Source organism: Corallococcus sp. AB038B, from assembly GCF_003668955.1.
GTDB lineage: Bacteria > Myxococcota > Myxococcia > Myxococcales > Myxococcaceae > Corallococcus > Corallococcus exiguus.
The window spans coordinates 1,457,117-1,478,907 of the sequence record NZ_RAWO01000001.1; the positions used below are offsets into that span (position 1 = coordinate 1,457,117).

Annotated in this window: 19 protein-coding genes; 12 read left to right on the forward strand and 7 right to left on the reverse strand. The window is 67.6% G+C overall.

Annotation, left to right across the window (positions count from 1 at the left end; genetic code table 11):
• Positions 1-87 precede the first annotated feature (87 nt).
• The 7 genes from D7Y04_RS06090 (at position 88) to D7Y04_RS43985 (ending at position 8,432) form a co-directional block, all read left to right on the forward strand.
• Positions 88-2,226 (forward strand): alkaline phosphatase, encoded by a 2,139-nt coding sequence (locus tag D7Y04_RS06090; protein WP_370457084.1) that lies wholly within the window; start codon positions 88-90, stop codon positions 2,224-2,226.
• A gap of 156 nt (positions 2,227-2,382) precedes the next feature.
• Positions 2,383-4,440: a right-handed parallel beta-helix repeat-containing protein gene (locus tag D7Y04_RS06095; protein ID WP_121758602.1), complete on the forward strand. Its 2,058-nt coding sequence runs from the start codon at positions 2,383-2,385 to the stop codon at positions 4,438-4,440.
• 53 nt (positions 4,441-4,493) lie between these two features.
• Positions 4,494-6,794 (forward strand): Tex family protein, encoded by a 2,301-nt coding sequence (locus tag D7Y04_RS06100; RefSeq protein ID WP_121758603.1) that lies wholly within the window; start codon positions 4,494-4,496, stop codon positions 6,792-6,794.
• Positions 6,795-6,799: 5 nt separating this feature from the next.
• Positions 6,800-7,270, forward strand: coding sequence for a hypothetical protein (locus tag D7Y04_RS06105; protein ID WP_121758604.1), 471 nt, complete (start codon positions 6,800-6,802; stop codon positions 7,268-7,270).
• A 5-nt stretch (positions 7,271-7,275) separates the two neighbouring features.
• Positions 7,276-7,572, forward strand: a complete 297-nt coding sequence (locus tag D7Y04_RS06110; RefSeq protein ID WP_121758605.1) for a hypothetical protein — start codon at positions 7,276-7,278, stop codon at positions 7,570-7,572.
• Between the two features lie 30 nt (positions 7,573-7,602).
• A complete protein-coding gene (locus tag D7Y04_RS46705; protein WP_121759291.1) occupies positions 7,603-7,917 on the forward strand; it encodes a YrhB domain-containing protein in 315 nt (104 codons plus the stop codon).
• 215 nt (positions 7,918-8,132) lie between these two features.
• Entirely contained in the window at positions 8,133-8,432 is a 300-nt protein-coding gene (locus D7Y04_RS43985) for a hypothetical protein (RefSeq protein WP_147477048.1), read from the forward strand.
• Between the two features lie 255 nt (positions 8,433-8,687).
• Here the strand turns inward: D7Y04_RS43985 and D7Y04_RS06125 are convergent, their stop codons facing one another.
• The 4 genes from D7Y04_RS06125 to D7Y04_RS06140 are packed head-to-tail and all read right to left on the reverse strand — an operon-like array spanning position 8,688 to position 12,507.
• On the reverse strand, positions 8,688-9,158 hold the full coding sequence (locus tag D7Y04_RS06125; protein ID WP_120594904.1) for a DUF6714 family protein: 471 nt from the start codon (positions 9,156-9,158) through the stop codon (positions 8,688-8,690).
• Positions 9,155-9,529: a hypothetical protein gene (locus D7Y04_RS46710; RefSeq protein ID WP_120594903.1), complete on the reverse strand. Its 375-nt coding sequence runs from the start codon at positions 9,527-9,529 to the stop codon at positions 9,155-9,157. Before D7Y04_RS46710 ends, D7Y04_RS06125 begins: the two co-directional genes overlap by 4 nt.
• Positions 9,530-9,544: 15 nt before the next feature.
• Complete coding sequence (locus D7Y04_RS06135) at positions 9,545-10,654, reverse strand: hypothetical protein (protein WP_370457085.1); 1,110 nt, start codon at positions 10,652-10,654, stop codon at positions 9,545-9,547.
• Complete coding sequence (locus tag D7Y04_RS06140) at positions 10,654-12,507, reverse strand: HSP90 family protein (protein ID WP_121759292.1); 1,854 nt, start codon at positions 12,505-12,507, stop codon at positions 10,654-10,656. The genes D7Y04_RS06135 and D7Y04_RS06140 overlap by 1 nt, the downstream gene beginning before the upstream one ends.
• Positions 12,508-12,716: 209 nt before the next feature.
• Between D7Y04_RS06140 and D7Y04_RS06145 the strand changes: the two genes are divergently transcribed.
• Together D7Y04_RS06145 and D7Y04_RS06150 are read left to right on the forward strand one after the other, a co-directional pair.
• Positions 12,717-13,577 carry a metal-dependent hydrolase gene (locus D7Y04_RS06145; RefSeq protein ID WP_120594900.1) on the forward strand — a complete coding sequence of 287 codons (861 nt, stop codon included), beginning with the start codon at positions 12,717-12,719 and terminating at the stop codon, positions 13,575-13,577.
• Between the two features lie 198 nt (positions 13,578-13,775).
• Positions 13,776-15,167 (forward strand): TerB family tellurite resistance protein, encoded by a 1,392-nt coding sequence (locus tag D7Y04_RS06150; RefSeq protein ID WP_233601283.1) that lies wholly within the window; start codon positions 13,776-13,778, stop codon positions 15,165-15,167.
• A 26-nt stretch (positions 15,168-15,193) separates the two neighbouring features.
• Here D7Y04_RS06150 and D7Y04_RS06155 read toward each other — a convergent pair whose 3' ends face one another.
• Entirely contained in the window at positions 15,194-16,567 is a 1,374-nt protein-coding gene (locus D7Y04_RS06155; protein ID WP_158627449.1) for a spondin domain-containing protein, read from the reverse strand.
• A gap of 55 nt (positions 16,568-16,622) precedes the next feature.
• A complete protein-coding gene (locus D7Y04_RS06160; protein ID WP_121758608.1) occupies positions 16,623-18,185 on the reverse strand; it encodes an FAD-dependent oxidoreductase in 1,563 nt (520 codons plus the stop codon).
• Positions 18,186-18,279: 94 nt separating this feature from the next.
• On the opposite strand from D7Y04_RS06160, the gene D7Y04_RS06165 reads away from it, so the two are divergent.
• The 3 genes from D7Y04_RS06165 to D7Y04_RS06175 all read left to right on the forward strand — a co-directional run bounded on the left by D7Y04_RS06165 (position 18,280) and on the right by D7Y04_RS06175 (position 20,804).
• Positions 18,280-18,876 carry a TetR/AcrR family transcriptional regulator gene (locus D7Y04_RS06165; protein ID WP_158620601.1) on the forward strand — a complete coding sequence of 199 codons (597 nt, stop codon included), beginning with the start codon at positions 18,280-18,282 and terminating at the stop codon, positions 18,874-18,876.
• 126 nt (positions 18,877-19,002) lie between these two features.
• Entirely contained in the window at positions 19,003-20,394 is a 1,392-nt protein-coding gene (locus D7Y04_RS06170) for a GNAT family N-acetyltransferase (protein ID WP_120594897.1), read from the forward strand.
• Positions 20,367-20,804, forward strand: a complete 438-nt coding sequence (locus D7Y04_RS06175; RefSeq protein ID WP_120577742.1) for a hypothetical protein — start codon at positions 20,367-20,369, stop codon at positions 20,802-20,804. The genes D7Y04_RS06170 and D7Y04_RS06175 overlap by 28 nt, the downstream gene beginning before the upstream one ends.
• Positions 20,805-20,870: 66 nt before the next feature.
• Here the strand turns inward: D7Y04_RS06175 and D7Y04_RS06180 are convergent, their stop codons facing one another.
• Positions 20,871-21,749, reverse strand: coding sequence for an aldo/keto reductase (locus D7Y04_RS06180; RefSeq protein ID WP_121758609.1), 879 nt, complete (start codon positions 21,747-21,749; stop codon positions 20,871-20,873).
• Positions 21,750-21,791: the final 42 nt, after the last annotated feature.

The window sequence follows — 21,791 nt, forward strand, 5'->3', positions numbered from 1 at the left end:
GGGATGTTTCGTGTGGAGGGAGGAGGGCCTCTAGACTTCGAGGTCCGGGAGCCCCTTCACCCCTGCTTCCCGCTGGAGTCCATCGCCTTGTTCAACCCCTTCAAACGCCGCACGTTCCTGCAAGCCGTGGTTGCTGTCGCGGCGACGACGACCTTTGGATGCTCCGACGACGATTCGACGGAGACTTCGGATGGCTCGCCCTACTTCCCGCAGTCGTTGGCGTCGGGGGATCCGCGTCCGGACAGCGTGGTGTTGTGGGTGCGCGTGGAGGACAAGGACCGCTCCGGTTCGGACCTGCCGCTGCGGCTGGAGGTCTCTCCGTCGGAGGACTTCAAGACGCTGGTGCTGGACAAGACGGACCTGTCGGCGCTGGCGGAGCATGACCACGCGGTGAAGGTGAAGGTCACCGGGTTGTCCGCGCGCACGACGTACTACTACCGCTTCTCCTACGAGAAGGACGGCCAGAAGCACACCACGCGCACCGGGCGCACGCGCACCGCGCCGGCGGCGGGGGATGACGTGCAGGTGAAGTTCGTCTTCGCCAGCTGCCAGGACTTCATTGGCCGCTACTACAACGCCTGGCAGCGGCTGTTGCAGCTGGACGTGGACCTGGACTTCATCGTGTTCCTGGGCGACTACGTCTACGAGACGACGGGCGACACGTCCTTCCAGTCCGGCGATGGCGGCCGAAGCATCCGCTTCAGCGAGCCGGATGGGGCGCTGCCGCAGGGCGCGGGCCTCACCTCGTACCTGGCGGCGAACTCGCTCTCCAACTACCGCGACCTCTACAAGACGACCCGCACGGACAAGCAGCTGCAGGCGGTGCACGAGCGCTACCCGTTCATCATCGTCTGGGACGACCACGAGTTCTCCGACGACTGCTGGCAGGACGTGGCCACGTACGAGGACGGCAAGCGGGACGAGACGCAGCTGGACCGCAAGCTCAACGCGGAGCAGGCCTTCCTGGAGTACATCCCGCTGGACACGGCGCAGTCCGCCGCGGGCGCCATCGACGTGGCCAGCGAGCCGCGCTTCCCCAACTCGCGCATCTACCGTGACTTCGAGTACGGCAAGCACCTGAAGCTGCTGGTGACGGACTACCGCAGCTACCGGCCGGACCACCTCATCCCGGAGGACGGCTACCCGGGCACCGTGGCGCTGGACGCGACGCTGCTGGGCGCGGCGCTCCAGGGCCAGCCGGACGTGGTGAAGGCCACGTTCCAGGCGGACACGTTCGCGTACGTGAACATCGACGACGCGGCGTACGCGAACCAGAAGCAGGTGCTCCAGGCCGTGTACCTGAGCCAGGCGAAGGCGGCGGGCCTGACGGACGCGGAGGCCGCGCAGAAGGCCGGCAAGTGGGTGGCCGGTCCGGTGGCGCTCTACTACGTGAACCAGGTGCTGGCGGCGGTGAACAAGGCGCTGGTGATTCCGCCCGCGGACAAGCCCCGGGGCCTGGCGTATGCGCACATGGGCAAGGCGGCGCTCTTCAACATCCAGGGCTCGCGCTACGTGGTGGTGAAGGACACGTTCGACCTGTTCGCGGCGGTGAAGTACCAGCTGTCCCAGGGCAAGAGCGAGGATGTGTTCGGCCCGGACCAGGAGGCGTGGTTCCAGCAGACCATGACCACTGCGACGAACACCTGGAAGATGGTGGTGAGCTCCACGTCGCTGTCGGCGCTCATCTGGGACTTCCGGCAGCAGGCGGACATCACGGACCCGACGCTGCGCCAGCGCTTCTACTTCAGCGTGGACCAGTGGGACGGCTTCCCCACGAAGAAGAAGGTGATGCTCAACACGCTGAAGGCCGCGGGCGTGACGAACACGCTGTTCATCTCCGGGGACATCCACGCGTCGTTCGCGTCGGTGGAGGAGGGCGTGCCCGTGCTGACGGCGCCGGGCATCACCTCCGGCTCCATCAAGAGCCTGGCCAGCCTGGCGCTGATTGGCGCGGGCTACTCCACGGGCGCGCCGGTGTACCAGCACGCCGTCGTGGAGATGGAGAAGACGCTGATGGCGTCCAACTCGGGCCTGCGCTTCGCGGACGCGGACTCGCACGGCTTCGTGCTGGTGGAGGTGAAGGCGGATGAGACGCTCGCCACCTTCCACCTCATCCCCGCCGGCGAGGTGGCCAAGGACTACTCCAAGCGCGCGGACAGCGAGCTGGAGGCGAAGTTCACCGCGAAGACCTTCCGCGTGAAGAACAGCGACATCCAGCCGGCCTGAGCCGGACGCGCATGAGCTGAAGCGAAGGGCCGCGTGGGGTGTTCCCCGCGCGGCCCTTTTTATGTCTCAAGGGCTTTGTGAATTTCCTGCTTTGTGCTGTTTTCCTTGGATAGGGCTTCCATTGAGGGAGTCCGGGACACCGGGAAGGAGTACACCGTGGGCTCACGCAAGGGATGGCAGGGACTGCTGGGTGCGGGGCTGATCGCGGCCGTGGGAGTGGCGGAGGCGGCGCCGTGGCGGAGCGTGCTGTATCCGTCGACGTGGACGCCCGGGTACTCGCAGCCGGGCAACCCGTCGCGGTTCCTGCACGACTTCTCCTACGCGGGCTACCAGATGCGGCAGGCGGAGCCGCCGGTGCGCACGGACCGGGTGCTAGACGTGACGCAGGCGCCGTACTTCGCGGACAACACGGGGACGTCGGACGTGACGGCGGTGTTGCAGCAGGCGCTCGATGACGCGGGGGCGGTGGTGGGCGGCGGGGTGGTGTACCTGCCTCGGGGCACGTACCGGGTGGCGCCGCCCGCGGGCAAGCCGTACGCGCTGCTCATCCGGTACAGCAACGTGGTGCTGCGCGGGCAGGGCGCGACGTCCACGTTCCTCTACAACTCCGCCACGGACATGCGCAGCAAGCGCGTGGTGCAGGTGGGCCCCCGCGACACGACGGTGTCCTGGACGTCCGCTTCGACGGCGGCGACGGCGCTGACGCAGGACGCGCCCAACCAGGCGACGCGCATCCAGGTGGCGAGCGTGTCCGGCTACACCGTGGGCACGTGGGTGGTGGTGCGGGCGGACCTGACGGCGGCGCGCAGCGCGGAGCTGAACATGGGCACGACGTGGACGTCGCTGCCCGGACCGTCCTTCTACCGGCAGGTGGTGGCGGTGGACGCGGCCACGCGGATGCTGACGCTGGACATCCCGCTGCGGCAGGGGCTGCTGATTCGGGACGCGGCGCGGGTGTACCGCGTGCCCGCGCACCTGTCGGAGGTGGGCGTGGAGCACCTGGCCATCGGCATGCGGGAGAACCCCACGCCGGGCCTGGCCGAGGAGGACTACACGGTGCAGGGCACCGGTGCGTACCAGGTGCACGAGTCCACGGCGCTCTTGATGAACCACGTGGTGGACGGGTGGGTGCGCGGCGTTGGTTCCTATCGGCCGCCGTCCAACACTCAGGACGTGCACGTGCTGTCCAACGGCATCGACCTGAATTACGCGCGCAACGTCACGGTGGAGGGGTGTGAAATCAACAAGCCCCAGTACAAGGGCGGTGGCGGAAACGGGTACCTGTATTCCATCCGGAGCAGCGACAGCCTGGTGAAGGACAGCGTGTCGTACGGCGGGCGGCACAACTTTGACTTCCGCTCCATGCACACCACCGGCAACGTGCTGTTCAACAACCGCGTGTCCAACGGCGAGAAGGTGTCCGACTTCCACATGCACCTGAGCGCGGCGAACCTGGTGGACAACACCACGCTGTACCAGGAGCGCTTCGAGGCGGCGGACCGCTCGCCCTATGGCACCACGAGCCACGGCGTCACCACGACGGAGAGCGTGTTCTGGAACACCAACGGGGCGAAGCCGCCGTCGTACGGGGGCACGAGCGTGGTGCGCTCGCAGCAGTACGGGCAGGGGTATGTGATTGGGATGCGCGGCAGCGCGACAGGCGTGGACGTGTCGGTGACGACGAAGACGGCCCCGGCGGACCTCGCGGAGGTGGCGCAGTCCGGGAATGAGTTGGTGCCGCAGTCGCTCTACGTGGACCAGACGCAGAAGCGGCTGGGACGCGCGGTGGAGCACGACGCTCGGGTTCTGGTGTACCAGGCGGAGAACCTGAAGCCGACGAGCACCCCGGACCCGTCGTCCACCGGCGTGGAGGCGGGGCCGGAGCTGGGCGGGGTGCGCTACCACAACACGAGCGCGGTGGGCGCGAAGGTGACGTACACGCTCCATCCGCGCACGGTGGGCACGTTCGCGGTGCGGGTGCGGACCAAGCGCAACAACGGGCGGGGGCAGTACCGGCTGGACGTGAACGGGGTGGTGGTGGGCGGAACGCGGGACGAGTACTCCGCCACCACGCAGTTCGTGGAGGTGGAGCTGGGGACGGTGACGTTCACGGACCTGGAGCCCCAGGCGTTCACGTTCACGACTGTTGGGAAGAACGCGGCGAGCACGGGCTACAACGTGGCGTTGGACGTCATCCGTCTGGTGCGGCAGTAGGGCAGCGGCGCGTCTCTGGGAGGCGCGGGCGGACCGGGGTATAGACGGTCGCCATGCACGTCTATGCCGCCGCGTTGGCCCAGGAGCTGGGCATCAAGCCGGAGCAGGTGGACCGGACCCTCGCACTGAACGAAGAGGGAGGCACGGTCCCCTTCATCGCGCGCTACCGCAAGGAGGCCACGGGAGGCCTGGATGAGGTTCAAATCCAGGCCATCCTGGACAAGGCCACGGAGCGCGCGGAGCTGGACGGGCGGCGCGACACCATCCTGCGCAGCATCGAGGAGCAGGGGAAGCTGACGCCGGAGCTGAAGAAGGCGCTCCAGGCGGCGCGCACGCGCGCGGATCTGGAGGACCTGTACCTACCGTACAAGCCCAAGCGCCGCACGCGCGCGGCCATCGCCCGGGAGAAGGGGCTGGAGCCGCTGGCGGACCTGGTGTGGAAGCAGGAGGGCCAGCGCGGGGAGAACCTGGACGCGCGCGTGAAGCCGTACGTGAGCGCGGACAAGGGCGTGGCGGACGTGGCGCAGGCGCTGGCGGGCGCGCGGGACATCTGCGCGGAGCGGGTGGCGGAGGACGCCAGGCTGCGCCGCGAGGCCCGCGACATCTGCGCGCGGCGGGGCTCGCTGCGCTCGGACGTGGTGCCCGCGAAGAAGGGCGAGACGACCAAGTTCGAGAATTACTACGGCCACGAGGAGCCGCTGTCCCAGGCCCCGTCCCACCGCGTGCTGGCGCTCTTGCGCGGCGAGGAGGAGGGCGTGCTGAAGGTGAAGCTGGGCCTGCCGGACGACGAGGTGAAGGGGCTCTTCACCGGGCGCGTGGTGACGCGGCCGCAGTCGCTGTTCGCGGGCGAGCTGCGCGCGGCGGTGGAGGACAGCTGGGACCGGCTGATGGGGCCGTCGCTGGAGTCGGAGCTGCGCGCGGAGTTGAAGGAGCGCGCGGACAAGGGCGCCATCGGGGTGTTTGGAGAGAACCTGCGGCACCTGCTGCTGACGGCGCCGGCCGGGGCTCGGGCGGTGCTGGCGTTGGACCCGGGGCTGCGCACGGGCATCAAGCTGGTGATGCTGGACGTGACGGGGTCGGTGGCGGAGACGACGACGCTCTATTCGGAGCGGAGCGCGGACGAGCGGGCGCGCGCGGCGAAGCTGCTGGAGGCGGTGGTGCGCAAGCACAAGCCGGAGCTCATTGCCGTGGGCAACGGCACGGGCAGCCGCGAGGCGGAGGTCTTCACGCGCGACACGCTGAAGGCGATGGGTGTGCAGGTCCCCGTGGTGTCGGTGAGCGAGCAGGGCGCGTCCATCTACTCCGCGTCGGAGGTGGCGCGAGAGGAGTTCCCGGAGATGGACGTGTCGCTGCGCGGGGCGGTGTCCATCGGGCGGCGCTTGCAGGACCCGCTGGCGGAGCTGGTGAAGATCGACCCGAAGAGCATCGGGGTGGGGCAGTACCAGCACGACGTGGACCAGGGCTTGCTGAAGAAGAAGCTGGGCGAGGTGGTGGACTCCTGCGTGAACGCGGTGGGCGTGGACGTGAACACGGCGTCACCGCAGCTCTTGGAGCACGTGTCCGGAGTGGGGCCGTCGCTGGCGAAGAAGCTGGTGGCGCACCGGGCGGCGAAGGGGCGCTTCACCACTCGGCGGGAGCTCTTGAAGGTGAGCGGCCTGGGGCCGAAGACGTTCGAACAGGCTGCGGGCTTCCTGCGGGTGCGAGGACCGGAGCCGCTGGATTCGAGCGCGGTGCACCCGGAGCGCTACACGGTCGTGGAGCGCATGGCGAAGGACCTGGGCGTGGACGTGGCGGCGCTGGTGGGGAACGCGGCGCTGGTGCGTCAGATTGAAGCCAAGCGCTACCTGGGGCCGGAGCTGGGAGAACTGACGCTGAAGGACATCCTGGCGGAGCTGGAGAAGCCGAGCCGCGACCCTCGAGGAGACTTCACGGCGCACGCGACGCGGGATGACCTGCGCACGCTGGAGGACGTGAAGGAGGGGATGGTGTTGCAGGGCGTGGTGACGAACGTGACGGCATTTGGAGCGTTCGTGGACGTGGGTGTGCATCAGGACGGCCTGGTGCATGTGTCGCAGCTGGCGGCGCGCTTCATCAAGGATCCGTCGGAGGTGGCCAAGGTGGGCGACCGGCTGACGGTGAAGGTCCTGACCGTGGACCTGGCGCGCAAGCGGTTGGCGTTGTCCGTGCGGGCGGTGCTGGAGGGTGGGGCGCCGCAGCCGTCAGGGCGGCCGGCTCAGGCGAAGCTTGTCAGTTCACCGGCTCCGCAGCGTCCGGCGCAGAAGCCGGCGAATCAGGCTCCGCCGCAGAAGAAGCCGGAGCCGTTCAACAATCCGTTCTCGAAGCTGAAGCGCTGACGCACATGGCTCACTTTCAAGACCTGACCCCTTGCAGCTATGTGCGCGAGTGGGAACCGTCGTCGCTCGCGGTGGGCTGGCTTGAAAGGGGGCACGCCTATCCCCAGGGGACCGTGGACGAGAAGTTCTTCAAGGCGCTGCTCCGCCTGTGTGGGAATCCGTGGCAGCCTCCGGTGGCGTTCGCGGGCATCCACGTGTGCTCGCTTTGCCAGTTCGCGGGGAGGCTCGCGGGCACGTCCTACTTTGGTGCGGGGGGCGCCGCCGGGAATGCGAACGTCTTCATCCCCGGGGAGACGAAGGTCTTCATCGCTCCGACGATGATCGTCCACTACATCGACGCGCACGGGTACGTGCCGCCCATGGAGTTCCAGGAGGCGGTCCTCAAATGCCCTGAGATGCGCTCCATGCCCTATCTCAAGGCCATCAGGGCCCTGGGGTTCTCACTCCGCGTGACCGAGCCGCTCAATCCACTGTGAGCGTCATGAGCAACATCGTCCTGGAGTTCCCTCCTGGCTTCGAGGACTCCGATTGGGAGGTCGAGGCCAAAGGCTGGCTCCCCGGAGTCGTCGCGGTGATTCATGGGCGTCGGTACACGCTCACCGTGTACGACCCGGCTCGCTTGACCCAGGATGTTGACGAGGCGCTGAAGGGCGGCAGGGTGTTTCTTGAGCGGAATCTCGTGGTCGTCGCTTCCGTCACGCGGGAGCGCATTGCGTCTGGCATCCAGGAAATCGTTCAGACTGGCCGGGTCGGCGACCTTCGGCCGGACCCGGGGTAGATGGATGGGCGCGGCGAAAGCAGGTGGAAGATGAATCGAAATGAAGCACGTGAGCTGGTGGATGCCTACGTAAGTAGGGTGAGCGCTCAAGCTGGGGGGGAGTTGATTCTTCTCGATGAGCACACGATCGAGCGTGGATTTGGATGGGTTTTCTTCTATGCCTCGAAGCGGCACGTGGAAACTGGGGACCCGGCTTTTGCGGTAGGCGGGAATGCACCCTTGATTGTAGACAGGGTGACCGGCGAGTTCCATGTAACTGGCACGGCCTATCCTGTTGAGCATTACATCGCAGAGTATGAAGCACGCTCGAGAACACCTTGGGAATGGCGTGTTTCATGGGACTGAATTCCCTGGAGAGAACGTTTCGTTCGTGGACTGAACGGCTCGCATCCGGCAACCCGCTGCGAATCGAAAACATCCGGCTGGTGGGAGTCGAACGCCTGACGCTCTCCCCACGCGATTTGGACGGCCGGAGTGGAGGTTCGCAGCAGTACGTTGAGAACCTCGTTGAGCGCTGGCTCTTCGAACGCTGCTCATGGAATGACATCAGGGTGTGAGTCATGAGCGACAAGAATGAGAACGAAGCTGAACGGGCCCTCCGCCTTGCTTCGTCCCCTGGCCGGGAATGGCGATTGTTGGCGCATCGTCCATCCGGTGACGTAGCCGTGAAGAACGAAGGGGTGTTTGACGAACTGGTTGTCGACCACTGGCTCCACATCGAGCAACTCGGCGAACGCGAGTGGTGGATGCGGATCGGGGACGCCCGGATCCTGGTGGCGGTGCAAAGCAGTGGCGATGTTCGGGTCGATGTAGAGCGCGGCTTCCATGCGCCAATCTACGGAATCACGACGGATGAGTGAGAAGGACCAATGGGTTCGCGACCTGGCCGGAGTTCTTCACGGGCTTTTGAAGGGGCCAGACGTCCCTGCTGGGGATGTCGAGTGGTTGCGTCTCCGGTGTGAAGACACACTGGCTTACCGAGGGCACCTGCGCGACGCGTCTGTCCGGGAACTCGTCAAGGATGTTCGACGCTTCGAAGTCGAGTTCCCTGGCTTGCTTCCTCGGGCGCTACTGGATGGACCTGTCAGCTAGATACGAGTGGCTGAGCGCGGATGTCATTCCGCGGGTAGGTCCCAATACGTCTCCAACGCTTGGGACCAGGACTGCTTGGAGATAGGCGAAGTGGATGCGTCCCTCATGTGGATGAGGAACATCCGGATGGCGTTCCTTTGGGGTGGGCTCAATCGATCAAACCTGCGAAGGAAGAAGGCGCGCAGGTCTGGCTGTGCTTCATCAAAGATGGTCAATGAGGACAGGAGAAAGTCGCGCACATCAAGATCCACGAGCGCCGCGCTGAGATAGGCCGGAAGGTAGTAGGCGAGTGCCTCCGGGCTGAACAGCGAGAGATGCGCCGCATGGTCGCGCACCTTCTCTATTGGGACGTCCTTCCAGTGGTGCCCCCCGAAGTCCCGAACGAGTTTTGGCGTCTCCCATGCACCGCGTGCATAGGCGACGCGTTTCTTCTCGGGGGGGGGAACACCTGAGAAGGCCTGCTCAATGAGACGTCGCAGGTCGTCATCGCTCATTGGCATTTCTCATTGGGGCCGCATCGGACGCGAATGAACTCCGTGCAGCGAGCTTGTCCCCGCTCATAGCCTTCAAGGATGCTCCTATGCTCAGCATCGCCGCCGCGAAAGCATCGGTTCATCAAAGTCCTGCGCGCTTGGATGCAGTGCTCAAAGCGATTCCATTGAACCGTCAGGTCCACGCAGGACATTGTTGCGTTACAGCTCATGCTCTGAGTCTTGCATGCCGTGCCAACGGCTTTGCTCAAGTCGCGCCAGACGTCTTTGGCGCAGTCTCCCGGAGGAGGTAGCTCTGTTTCTTCAGCCCGGCCTTGGGGCGCGAGAAGGAGGAACCAGGTGATGGCGACAGGCATCCAGCTTGAGCCCTTCATGCGGATGCACTCCCTTCAATCCAACGGGAACAACCGCGCTTCCTTCGCCAGCACCTCATTGCGAGCCAGCAATCCCGTGAACCGCTGCGTCCCATTCCGCGCATCGAACCGCGCCGCGATGTCGCGAGCCTGTGACTCCAGCCAGTCCTTCAGCGCCCGCGTCCCATAGCCCCCGTCCACCGCGTGCAATGCGAACGCGCGTGGCAATCGCAGGCTCACCTCATCCCGGCCGTCCGCGACCACCTGGCCCAGCAGGAACGACGACGCCGTGTAGAAGCTGAACCGGTCCCGGTAGCTGGAGTGCTCCAGCGCCCAGCCCAGGTGCTTCTCCAAGAGCGTCAGTCCGCGCGACAGGTTGCCCGTCAGCGCCAGGAACTCCAGGTGCTCTCCCACTGTGGCCAGGAACTCGCGGTTCTTCGCCACCATCGCGTAGCCGCGCATGTGGCAGTCCCGCGCTTCCTTCATTCGCTCCAGCTTGAAGAACGGATACAGCAGCGTGCCCAACGTCAGGTGCGGGATCTCCGCGCAGGACTGACGCCCGTCCAGGATGGGCTTCGCCTTCTGGATGGCCTGCTCCCACTCGCCCTTGTCCACGTGGTGGTCCAGCTCATCGTCCAGCTCGCAGACGCGGCAGTCCGTCAGGTGGTCCCTGGGCGCGACGAGCCACGCCTCCCACAGGCGCTCCGCCTCCTCCGTGTCCCCCATGTCTCGAGCCATCTGGTAGCGCAGCTTCAACGCCGCCCGCTTGCCCGCGTCCAGCTTCGCGAAGCTCTGCTCCACGTCATCCAGCGCGTCGGCAATCTGCTTCCGGCTGATGTGCGGGAACTCGTCCAACCGGCCCACGACCCACTTCTGCTTCCACAGCATGTCCTCCGGGTCGAACCGCTGCGGATCCTTCTTCTGCTGCCCCCGGCACCATGCGAACGCCACCAGCGCCTTGTCCGGATACCCACCGAACGTCGCCGCGTCGATGAGCGAGTCCCGCAGCTCGTACCCCAGCGGCACGTCGCCGTGCGCGTCCGTCAGCCGCACTGCCTCCTCCAGCGCGCGCACCTTCGCGTCGCCTTCCGGCAGCTCCTCCGCCTGCGCGCGCAGGGCCTCCACCTGCTGATGCCAGTCCACCATCAGTGCATCCCCCGCGAGCCCGGACCCGACGAACCGCCCCCGCCGCCGCCTTCGTCCAGCCGCGCCGAGATGAGCCCCAGCAGTCCATGGTTCAGCAGCGCCATCTCCTGCGCGTTCAGCGGGTGCTGCCCCAACAGCAGTGCCTGCACGTAGAGCATCTCCACCGACAGCTTCAGCAACTCCCGCCCCTCCACCGCGGCCAGTTTGCGCACCACCGGGTTGTGCAGGTTGAGGCAGAGCAACGCCCGCTCCTGTCCGCCCGTGCCCGCCATCACCCCGTCCAACACGCCCGCGTACAGGTCGTCCGACTCCTCCCGCGCCCGCTCCGCGTCCCGCTTGAACGCGCCTTCCGCGTCCGAGCTGTAGAGCGTGGGCACCTCCGCCGGGAAGAACTTCTTCACCTCCACCCCGCAGCGGAACGGCGCCAGCACGCGCTCGGCCAGACGCAGCAGCGGGTAGACGGCCTCGCGTTCGTCCAGCGTCAGCTCCTCGAAGCTCTGCGGCAGGTCCGCCGACGAGAACGGCGCCACCTGCGCCTCCGGCACCACGTGCGGCAGCTTCTCCAGCAGCGCCGTGTCATGCGTGTACGCCGCGTTCAGCACGCACAGCCCCTGCGCCGCCGCCACCCGCGCCACCTGCCGGAACCCGTCCAGCGTCGGCGTGTAGCGCACCACCGGCCACGACTTCCGGTAGTCCGCCAACGTCATCACCCCGAGCGACGTCTCGAAAGGCAGCCAGTTGATGACCAGCCGGTAGAAGTCATCGTCGTCCAGCGCCAGCCCCTTCACCGACAGCCCATGCAACGCAATCAACCGCTGCAACGACCGGGGGTCTTCGTGCGCCAGGTCCATCAGGTACTTGCGCAGGGACTGGCCCAGTGCCTCGCGCGCCTTCGCCAGGACCGTGTCTTCGTAGAAGGACTCGCGGCTCGCGGTGGGCCGTAGCCCGTTCGCGTTCACCACGCACTTCACGAAGAACGCCCACTCCGGCAGCAGGTTCTCCGCGCTCTCCGACAGCAGCATCTGCTTCAGGTACACGCGGTGCTTCTGCTTCGCGTTGAAGTGCGGCGACGCCGGCAACACATACGCCACGCCGTCCACGTCTCCCGCCTCCGAGCGCAGCGGAATCACATCCAGGAAGTCCGTGCCGAACACCTCGCGCCCGTACGCGAGCAGCGCCTGCCGCCGGTCTCCCGCCGTCTCGTAGAAGCGGCGCCAGGGCGGACCGTCCGGGTTGAGCGACTCCGTCTGTCCATCCACCGTGAGCCGCACGGGGAAGGGCAACAGGCCGCCGTAGTGCTTCGCCAGCTGGCGCACCCGCTCCGGCGTGAACCACTCCACCATGTCCGCGCGGGCCACCAGGTAGACGTGCGTGCCGGGAGCGTCCAGCGGGTGCTCGGAGACGCGCACGTCGTACGTGCCGTCGTGCCGGCCCCGCCACTCCAGCGTCCGCCCGTCGCCCTTCGCCGAGCGCGTCACCACCAGCAGCTCGTCGCACACCATGAAGCACGACAAGAGGCCGATGCCGAACTGGCCGATGAAGTCGTTGCGGCGGGCTTCCAGCTGCTCGCGCTTGGAGGACTCGCCGATGGTGGCCAGGAAGCGGTGGATCTCCTCTTCTGTCAGCCCCACGCCCTCATCCGTGAAGAGCAGGGTGGGCGGCCCGCCGTCCTGCTTCTCCCGCAGCTCCAGCCCCACGGCTCCGGTGGCCTGGGGCTCCAGCAACTGGCGGGCGCGGATGGCGTCCGTGGCGTTCTGGAGCAGCTCCCGCACGTAGACCCCGGGCGAGCTGTACAGGTGGTGGGACAGGAGGTCGATGACCCCGCGGAGGCTGACTTGGAATCGATGGTCCACGCGACCATCGAGCGTAGCGCGCTGCATCCTCCCCGGGGCCACAATCCCCCGCCGTGGGTGGATGAAGGCATGTGTCCTTCCCAAGGCAACCGGACGCGCCAGCCCCCTTCCGCCTCCCTGGTGGGGTGGTATGTCGCGCCACGGCCGTGCGGCGCCCCCGGGCGGCACGGCGACATGTCGTCTCTTTCCTCCCCCTGGAGCGGACAACGATGGGCAACAACCTGAAGGCAGTGGTGGTGGGTGCGGTGCTGGGCGTCGCGGGCGCGGCCTTCGCGCAGGGCACGCCGACGACGCCGGCGGCTCCCAAGGCCGACGTGAAGGCGCCGGCCAAGGCGGCGGCGGGCAAGGCTGCGGCCACCGCGGGCAAGACGGAGGTGACGTGGTGGGGCCACGCCGCCTTCGTGGTGAAGACGCCGGGCGGCGCGACCATCGCCATCGACCCGTGGTTCACCAACCCGAAGGCGCCGCAGGGCGCCACGTGGCCGGAGGCGGTGGACGCCATCCTCGTGTCCCACGGCCACTTCGACCACGTGGGTGAGACCAAGGCCCTGGCCCAGAAGACGAGCGCCAAGGTGTACGGCTCCTTCGAGCTGGTGAACCTCCTGGGCCTGCCGGAGGCGCAGGGCATGGGCGCCAACGCGGGCGGGACGTTCACGGTGAAGGACGCCACCATCCACCTGGTGGAGGCGGTGCACTCCAGCAGCTACCAGGCGGACCCGAAGGGTGCGTCTCAGTACGCCGGTGCGCCCCTGGGCTTCGTCATCGAAATCGCCAACGGCCCCACGCTGTACCACGCGGGTGACACCGGGGCCTTCAGCTCCATGGCCCTCATCGCCGAGCAGTTCAAGCCCACCGTGGCCCTGCTCCCCATTGGCGGCCACTTCACCATGGACCCCGCGCAGGCCTCCGTCGCCGCGAAGCTGCTGAAGGTGAAGACCGTGGTGCCCATGCACTACGGCACCTTCCCCGCCCTGGCCGGCACCCCGGACGCGCTCACCACCGAGCTGAAGAAGACCCGGGCCACCACCAAGGTGCTCGCCCTGGAGCCGGGCAAGGCCACCGCGCTGTAGGCCTTCCTGGCCAGGTGTCTCCGCGCGCTCGTCCGCCCTGGGTGGACGGGCGCGCTGTTTTTTCCACCAGGCATCAGCATCCGTTGCCGGACGCCGCCGTGAGCCTGGGGCCGGGTGGCATCGCGGATGCGACTGGGTTATTCCCCGCTTCGTGTGCTTCCGGCGGGGTCCGGCCGCACGCTTTTGAGGGGTGTACCGGTGTCGGTGCTGGTTTTTGGAAGGGGGACCTGGCTGGCCACGCTCCTGACGGACGTGGTCACAGCGCATGCGCGCTCCCCCTCGCCCGTCCCGACCTCTCCGCTACCGGAAACCTCCTCCGGCCGAGCCCGGGGCCGCGCCTTCCTGCGTCGTACGCTGCGGGCCTCGGGGCTCGTCTACGGCACGCCCGTGCCGCTGCCCTCGCCGGTGGATGGTGGTGAGCCCTTCGACGTCCCGGCGCGCAAGGTGGAGGACGAGCTGTTCCACGCCGTGGTGCGCACGCTGGCGCGCATGGCGCTGGACCTGGCGCGGGTGATGGACGCGCCGGAGGGCCCGCGGGTGGAGCAGCTGCTGGTGCTCTTCGCGGTGCTGGCGGGCGAGCTGGACCTGGCCATGGCGCTGGACGCGCGGCTCGCTGCGGGGCTGCCGGTGCCCCGGCGGATGGTGGGCCGGGTGGAGGACGCGCTCGACAAGCGGGCGCCGTCGCTGGCCGGAGACCCGGTGTACGGGCTGGTGCTGCACAACGGCGCGCAGTACGCGGACGCACAGCTGTTCTGCCGGCAGGCCATCGACCTGTTCTCGACCGGGAGGCTGTCGCGCGCGATGGCGGAGCGGCGGCGGGACTTCGCGGCGAAGCAGAAGGCGCTCCTGGTGGACGTGCTCACGGCGCTCGCGTGCGTGGACCGCGAACCCAGCGCGCCCGCGCGCCGCGCCATCCTCCGGCAGGTGGAGGGGTTGAAGCTGCCGCACTCGCTGGAGGGCGAGGTGAAGGCCGCGGTGCGCCAGTCCTTCGAGCGCAAGCGCGACGTGCGGGAGGTGGTGCGCCGCGTGCGCAGCGTGGACATGCGGCACCTGCTGTTGGAGCAGGCGCTGCTGGCGGCGCTGGTGGACGGTAGGCGGACGCGGCGGGAACGGGCCTTCATCGACACGCTGGCGGGCGCGCTGCACGTGCCTCACGCGGAGCTGCGCCGTCTGGAATTGGAGATGGCGGAGTTCTACGCGCGGCACCGCTCGCTGGTGGATGTCTTCACCGTGTCGGACGCGGCGGGCGCCATGGGCGAGGAACTCATGGGCGGCATGCAGGAGACGCTGGAGAAGAACTTCCACCGGCTCATGCAGGAGGCGCGCGAGACGGGCGACCTGGCGGTGCTGCTCACCAAGGCGGCGCGGCGCCAGAAGCTCACCGCCGACGAGCGCCAGCGCATGCGCGCGCAGCTCATCGACGTGGCGAAGGCCATCCCCGCGCTGGCCATCTTCGCCGCGCCGGGTGGCATCCTGCTGTTGGCGGCGCTGGCGAAGGTGCTGCCCTTCAGCCTGCTGCCCAGCGCCTTCCAGGACGAGCCCGCGGTGGACTCCGATGACGAGGACACGCTGGAGCGCGAAGCCGTCTGAAGTCCCCGTGTGAAGCGCGGCGCGAACTACTCCGCAGTGAGGGTGACGCGCAGGTGCTGGGACAGGGGCGTGCCGTAGCGCGACGGGGGCACCCGTCGCACGGTCTTGTTGGTGTCCACGGTCCACTCCGGGGCACCCTGGTGCGGGCCCACGGCGGGCTCTTCGTCCAGCTCCGTGCCCGCGTCCCACAGGAACAGCTTGGATGTGATGTCGCCCGTCACGGGGTCGTTGGCCTTGTCGAAGAGCGCGATGCCCTGCTCGTCGGGGCCGAAGAACCAGTCGTTGGACTGGCCGAACATGGTCGCGAACGACAGCCGGTCGCCGGGGCTGGCGTTGACGGTGAACTCGTAGGCAAGGCCCGGCAGGAGGGGACCGGGGACGGCCGCGTCCACGGGCGTGTTGAAGGTGCCTGACTTGCTCACGCCCGCGGGCGGAGTCGAAGAGAGGGCGTTGGCCAGCCGCGAGGCATCGCCCGTTTCCGCGAGCGCCTCCAATCCCAGGCCCCGGTCCTGCGCACCTTCCGTGAACAGCGGCGAGGCGGCGTTGTGCACGGCGAAGACGCCCGGTGACAGGGGCGTGGCCACGCCGTTCAGCGGCTTGAGCCAGGTGTCCAGGACGGTGGCGTCGCCGCCCTCCGCGAGCGCCTCCAGGCCCTGGCCCCGGTCCGGCTGCCCTTCAGTGAAGAGGGGCTCATTGCCTGCGCCCACCACCCAGACCCCTGGGGTGATGCGCACGGGCTTGATGCCTTCGGAGGTGCTCAGGGTGTTGCGGTCGTCGGAGACGTTTTCGATGCGCACGGTGAAGCGCTGCGTGGCCGTGTCGTGGGCCAACTGCACGCGGATCATCGTCGCGCGCGGGGGCAGGTTGAACGGCAGGCCGCTGCTGAGCACGGGCTGCGTGCCCACGCGCCGCACGTTGTTGGAGTTGAAGTCATTGATGCCCGGGCCGTCCGTGGAGGTGGCCTGCTTCGGAGCGGTGTGCGCGCCCACGGCGGGCTCTTCGTTCACCTCTGTGCCCGCGTCCCAGAGGACCACCTGGGAGGTGACGTTACCGGTCACCGGCTGCCCGTCGGAGGAGTAGAGCGGGATGCCCCGGGGCTCGGTGCCGAAGAACCAGTCGTTGGATGCGCCGAACATGGCGGCGAAGGACAGGCGGTGGTTGCGGCCCGCGGTGAAGCTGAACTCGTAGGTGTCGCCCGGGGCCAGCGGGCCCGGTGAGGTGCCGCTTATCTTCGTGTCGAACCGGCCGGACTTGAGGTTCTGGAAGGGCGCCACGTTCTCGATGCGCACGCGGAAGCGCCGGGAGGACGGGTCGGTGTCGTCGCCGGAGCCGCAGGCGGACAGCGTCAGGAGGCCGAGCGCTGCGCGGGCGGCGCTTCCACGGAAGGAGCGGATGGACATGGGGAGAGTCTCCATGGGCCTCGCGAAAATGCGAAGCCCCGCGGAGTGGCTCCCTCTACGCGGTGGCCTCTGTAGCGGACTCCGCGCGTGCGGACAGGAGCGACGTGAGGAACGCGGTCAGCGCCGCGAGGTCGCCGGGCCGGGACGCGTGTCCCACGTATCCATCCGGGCGAACCAGGATGAGCGCATCCCTTCCCGGGACCACGTCGTAGGCACTGTGGGCATGGCCGTCCCTGTCGAACAGGGCCTCGGGGATGGGAGTCGCACCCTTTCCCAGAACGTGGACGACGCGCACGGAATCACCAGGCCACGCGACGGCATCCGCGCGCGCGGTTCCAAAGGCGAGCAGCGTCCAGTGGGGGCCGCGAAACCTGTCCGACAGTCGGACAGGTTTTCCGTGGGCATCCACGCAGGGTGAGTCCGGGGCGCGGTCTCCGGCCTGCACCCGCGCCGTGTCGCCGGGAACCTCTGGCGCGAGCGGTCCGTCGCGATAGCCCAGGCCCAGCTGCCGCAGCTCGTCGCCCCGGTTCAGGGCCTTCATGCGTCCCTGCCGCATGCCGTCGAACAGCTTCGAGGACAGCCCAAGCACCCGCGCGGCGACAGGCAGCCGCTCCGCTTCGTAGGTGTCGAGCAGGGCAGGGTCCGCGCCCTGAAGCACGTGGCCCAGCTTCCAGCCCAGGTTGTAGGCATCCTGCACGCCCGTGTTGAGGCCCTGGCCTCCGGCGGGAGGGTGCACGTGCGCGGCGTCGCCCGCGATGAACACGCGGCCCACGCGGTAGCGGTCCACCATGCGCACGTTGGGGCGGTACACGGACAGCCAGCTCGCGTCATGAAGCCGCAGCCTGGAGCCAGGGCGGGCGGCCTCCTGGAAGCGCTGGTGGATCGCGTCCTCGGTGAGCTCCGGCAGGGGAGCGCCGGGCTTCACCTGGAGGGCGAGCTGGAAGCGCCCTCCGGGGAGGGGACACAGCGCCACCATGCCGCCCGTGGCGAAGGGCCACACATGCCAGTGCGAAGGGTCCAGGCCCTCCACGCGTACGTCGCCCACGATGATGCGTTCCTCGTCATGGGTGACGCCGTGGAGGACCAGGCCCAACTCCTTGCGCACGCGGCTGTGTCCGCCGTCCGCGCCCACCAGGTACTCCGTGCGGACGGTCTCCTCCGCGCCGTCACGGGTGAGGGTGGCGGTGACGCCGGTGTCGTCCTGGGTGAAGCGGGTGAGCGCGGTGCCGAGCTCCACGGTGACGCCCAGCGCTGTCAGGCGGTCGCGCAGGATGCCTTCGGTGAGTGCCTGGGGAACGAGCCAGGGATTGGGGTAGGGCACGTCTGGGGTCACGGCGCGGGGGGCCATCATGGTCCAGCGCCCCACGACGAAGCGCCGCCAGCGGAGGCGAAGGCGGGGATAGGCCATGCCCGCGGCGAGAATGGCGTCGAGCACGCCCAGATCATCGAATACCTCCAGCGTGCGAGGCTGAAGCCCCTTGCCGCGAGAACCGGCGAAGGGGCGCGGGGCCGCATCCACGATGCGCACGCGGATGCCTCGACGAGCGAGGTCACACGCGAGGGTCAGGCCGGTGGGCCCTGCGCCGATGACGAGCACCGGCAGAGTGTCATGGGACATGAAAGGTCTCCTGTCGCGGGCAAGCAGCGACGGAGACAAGAATGTAAGGGACTGCTTATGTTGTCAGCTTGCGTTCCCGCCCCAGGAGTCCGGCATGCCGCGCGCGAAGCTTTCCCCTCGGAAGACACCCACGCAGGAGCGCTCGCGAGCGACAGTGGACGCGTTGGTGCAGGCGACTGCTGACATTCTGGTGCGCGACGGCTACGCGAAGCTGACGACGAACCGAATCGCGGAGCGAGCAGGCGTGAACGTGGCATCGCTGTACCAGTTCTTCCCAGGCAAGGAGGCACTGGTGGCGGAGGTATCGCGCCGGCACGTGAAGGAGCAGCGCGCCGCCGCGCGAGAGGTGTTGGCGACGCGGAAGTTCAACACGCTGGAGGACCTCATCCGGACGCTGGTGACGCTGGGCTTCGCGGCGCACGCGGTGAATCCGAAGCTGCACCACGCGCTGACGGAGGAGTTGCCATCACGTCCCGCCAGGAAGTGGGATCCGGACGACGCGCCCATGCTGGAGGCCCTGAGTAGATTCCGCACGGACGTGCCGGACCCGGAGCTGGCCCTGTGGCTCATCGACACGGTGTCCCACGCGGTCATCCACCGAGCCGTGGTGGAGCGCCCCGAGTCCCTATCCCAGGGCCTGCTCCAGGAGGAGCTGGTGACGCTCCTCCTGCGTTACGTGAAGCGGAAGTGACGGGTGTCAGACGCGTGAGTAGGCTTCACGCCTCATGACAGCAGTAAGGGGGATGTCACGAAGCTCTTGATCGATACGAATGTCTTGATTCCATTGGAGCCCACCTCGCCCGAACAGGTTGAGGCAATGATGGAGCCCGCGACCCGGCTGGTAAGAGCCATTGAAGAGGCTGGCTATCAGCTCTTCATCCATCCAGCCATCAAGGTGGATGTCGAGAGGGACCGCGACGAGGCACGCCGCTGGCTTCGCGAGTTGCTGCTCGGCAAATACCTCCCTCTTCCCGCGCCGCCTCCCGTTCCCACAAGCTGGGACGAGGTTCTGGGGAGCCCTGAACTCCACTCGAATGATTGGGTAGACCACCAGCTGTTGGCCGCTGTTCGGTCCAACGCCGTGGGCGTCCTGGTGACTGAAGACCTGCGCATCCACCGGAAGGCGAAGCGCATCGGACTGAAGGAACGCGTTGTCACGGTCGGCGAAGCCCTCGCCATGGTGCAGGGCTTGCGAGCCAGGTTCGCCCGGCCTCCGCCAGCGGTGGAGTTCACGTTCGCGCATGACGTCGACGCGGATGACCCTTTCCTCGACAGCCTCCGAGGGGACTACCCGTCATTCGATGGTTGGTTCCGCAGATGCCAGATGGACCACCGACGATGCTGGGTGGTGCGGGGGCAGGGGCGTCATCTGGCCGCGCTGTGCCTCATCAAGGACGAGGAGGGCGTCCTGGGCCTCAAGGGACGCACGCTGAAGCTCTGCACATTCAAGGTCGCGCCCGCGCATCAGGGACGCCGCCTGGGCGAGCTGCTGCTCAAGAGTGTCTTCGAGCACGTTTCGAAGAACGGGCACGACTTCATCTACGTGACGGCCTACGAGCGACAGGGCGCGCTCATCGCCATGTTCGAGGACTTCGGATTCCAGGTGGAAGGGCGTACGGAATCTGGCGAACTCGTCCTCTTGAAACGAATGCGTGCAGGGGATGCGCCCGAAGTGCTTTTACCCCTCGACTTCCACGTGCGCCACGGGCCGCCCGCGATGAAGTTCGACGTGCCGTCCTTCATCATCCCCATCGAGCCCCGGTTCCATCACCTGCTCTTCCCGGACGCGGACTCGCAGTTGTCGCTGGAGCCCGGCATCCACCCCTTTGGGAATGGCCTGAGGAAGGCGTACCTGTGCCGGGCGTTGATCCGACAGATAGAGCCCGGTGCGTCCCTGCTGTTCTACCTGAGCCACTCCCAGAAGGCCGTGACGGTCGTGGGCATTGCCGAGCAGACGCTGGTGTCCGCGGATGCCGAAGAGATCGCCGCCACCGTGGGTAAACGCACGGTGTTCTCCCTTCGCGACATGCAGACGCTGTGCTCGAATGGCGAAGTGCTCGCCATCCTCTTCCGACAAGCAGCCATCCTGAAGGAGCCCATTCCTCTCGGTGACCTCTGTCGTCATGGAGTGCTCAACGGCCCTCCGCAGTCCATCACCACGGTCCAGCCGGGAGGTCGTGAATGGCTTCGCCAACGCCTCGGTCTGTAGTCCTGCTGCCCATCCAGCCCCGGTATGCGACCCCCATTCTGGAAGGGCTCAAGCGCGTCGAGTTCCGCAAGCGCGCCTTCCGCAGGGAGGTCTCACACGTCGTTGTCTACTCCTCCAGCCCGGTGAAGCAGGTCGTCGGCTTCTTCGACATCCTGGGCATCGACGAGGCCGCTCCCGAGCAGCTCTGGCGCCGCTACTCGAGGGTGGGGGGCATCTTGAAGGAGGACTACGACCGCTACTTCTCGCGATGCGAGGGCGGCGTCGCGATCCAGGTGGGAAAGGTCCACGTCTTCGCGAAGCCCTTCCCGCTGGGAGATATCTCCCCGGAACTGCGCGCACCCCAGAGCTACGCCTATCTGAGCTCGCACGCGTTCACGAAGATTCGTGGCCGGCGGACGCTCGCCACGTGAGGTGCCGCGAGCACCCCATCCGCCCGTGGGCCGGTGGGGTGCTTCAAGCGAAGCAGGGCTGATGCTTCAGCGTCCCGACGCCTGTGCGTCCACGGCGGCCAGCTCGTCCTTGTTGAGCTTCACCTCCGCGCCCGCGACGTTCTCCTCCAGGTGCTTCACGGAGGACGTGCCCGGGATGGGCAGCATCACCGGCGAGCGCTCCAGCAGCCAGGAGAGGGCAATCTGCGCGGGCGTCGCGTTGTGCTTCTTCGCCACGGAGTCGAGCGTGCTCCCCGGCTTCGCCAGACCGCCCGTCGCCAGCGGGAACCACGGGATGAAACCCAGGTTCTCCTTCTCGCAGTAGTCCAACACCTTCTCGTGCACGCGGTCGGTCAGGTTGTACCGGTTCTGCACCGACACGATGTCCACCACCTTGCGTGCCCGCTCAATCTCCTCCACCGACACCTCCGACAGGCCGATGTGGCGGATCTTCCCTTCCTGCTGCAGCGCCTTCAGCTCGCCCAGCGACTCCTCCACCGGGACCTTCGGGTCGATGCGGTGCAACTGGTACAGGTCGATGCGCTCCAGCTTCAGCCGGCGCAGCGACATCTCCAACTGCTGGCGCAGGTACTTCGGCGCGGCCACCGGGTGCCACTCGTTGGGACCCGTGCGCACCAGGCCTGCCTTCGTCGCCACCACCACGCCCTTGGCGTAGGGGTGCAGGGCCTCCGCGATGATCTCCTCGCTGATGTAGGGGCCGTAGGAGTCCGCCGTGTCGATGAAGTCCACGCCCAGCTCCAGCGCGCGGCGCAACACGCGCACCGCCTCCGCCCGGTCCTTGGGCGGGCCCCAGATGCCAGGGCCCGTGAGCTGCATGGCGCCGTAGCCCAGCCGGTGGACGGGCAAATCTCCGCCCAGCTTGAAGGTGCCGCTCTTCTCCGCGGGTCGCGTCGAGGTTCCGCTCATGAGTGCTTCCTCCGTGCAGATGAATGCCTGAATGGATGCATG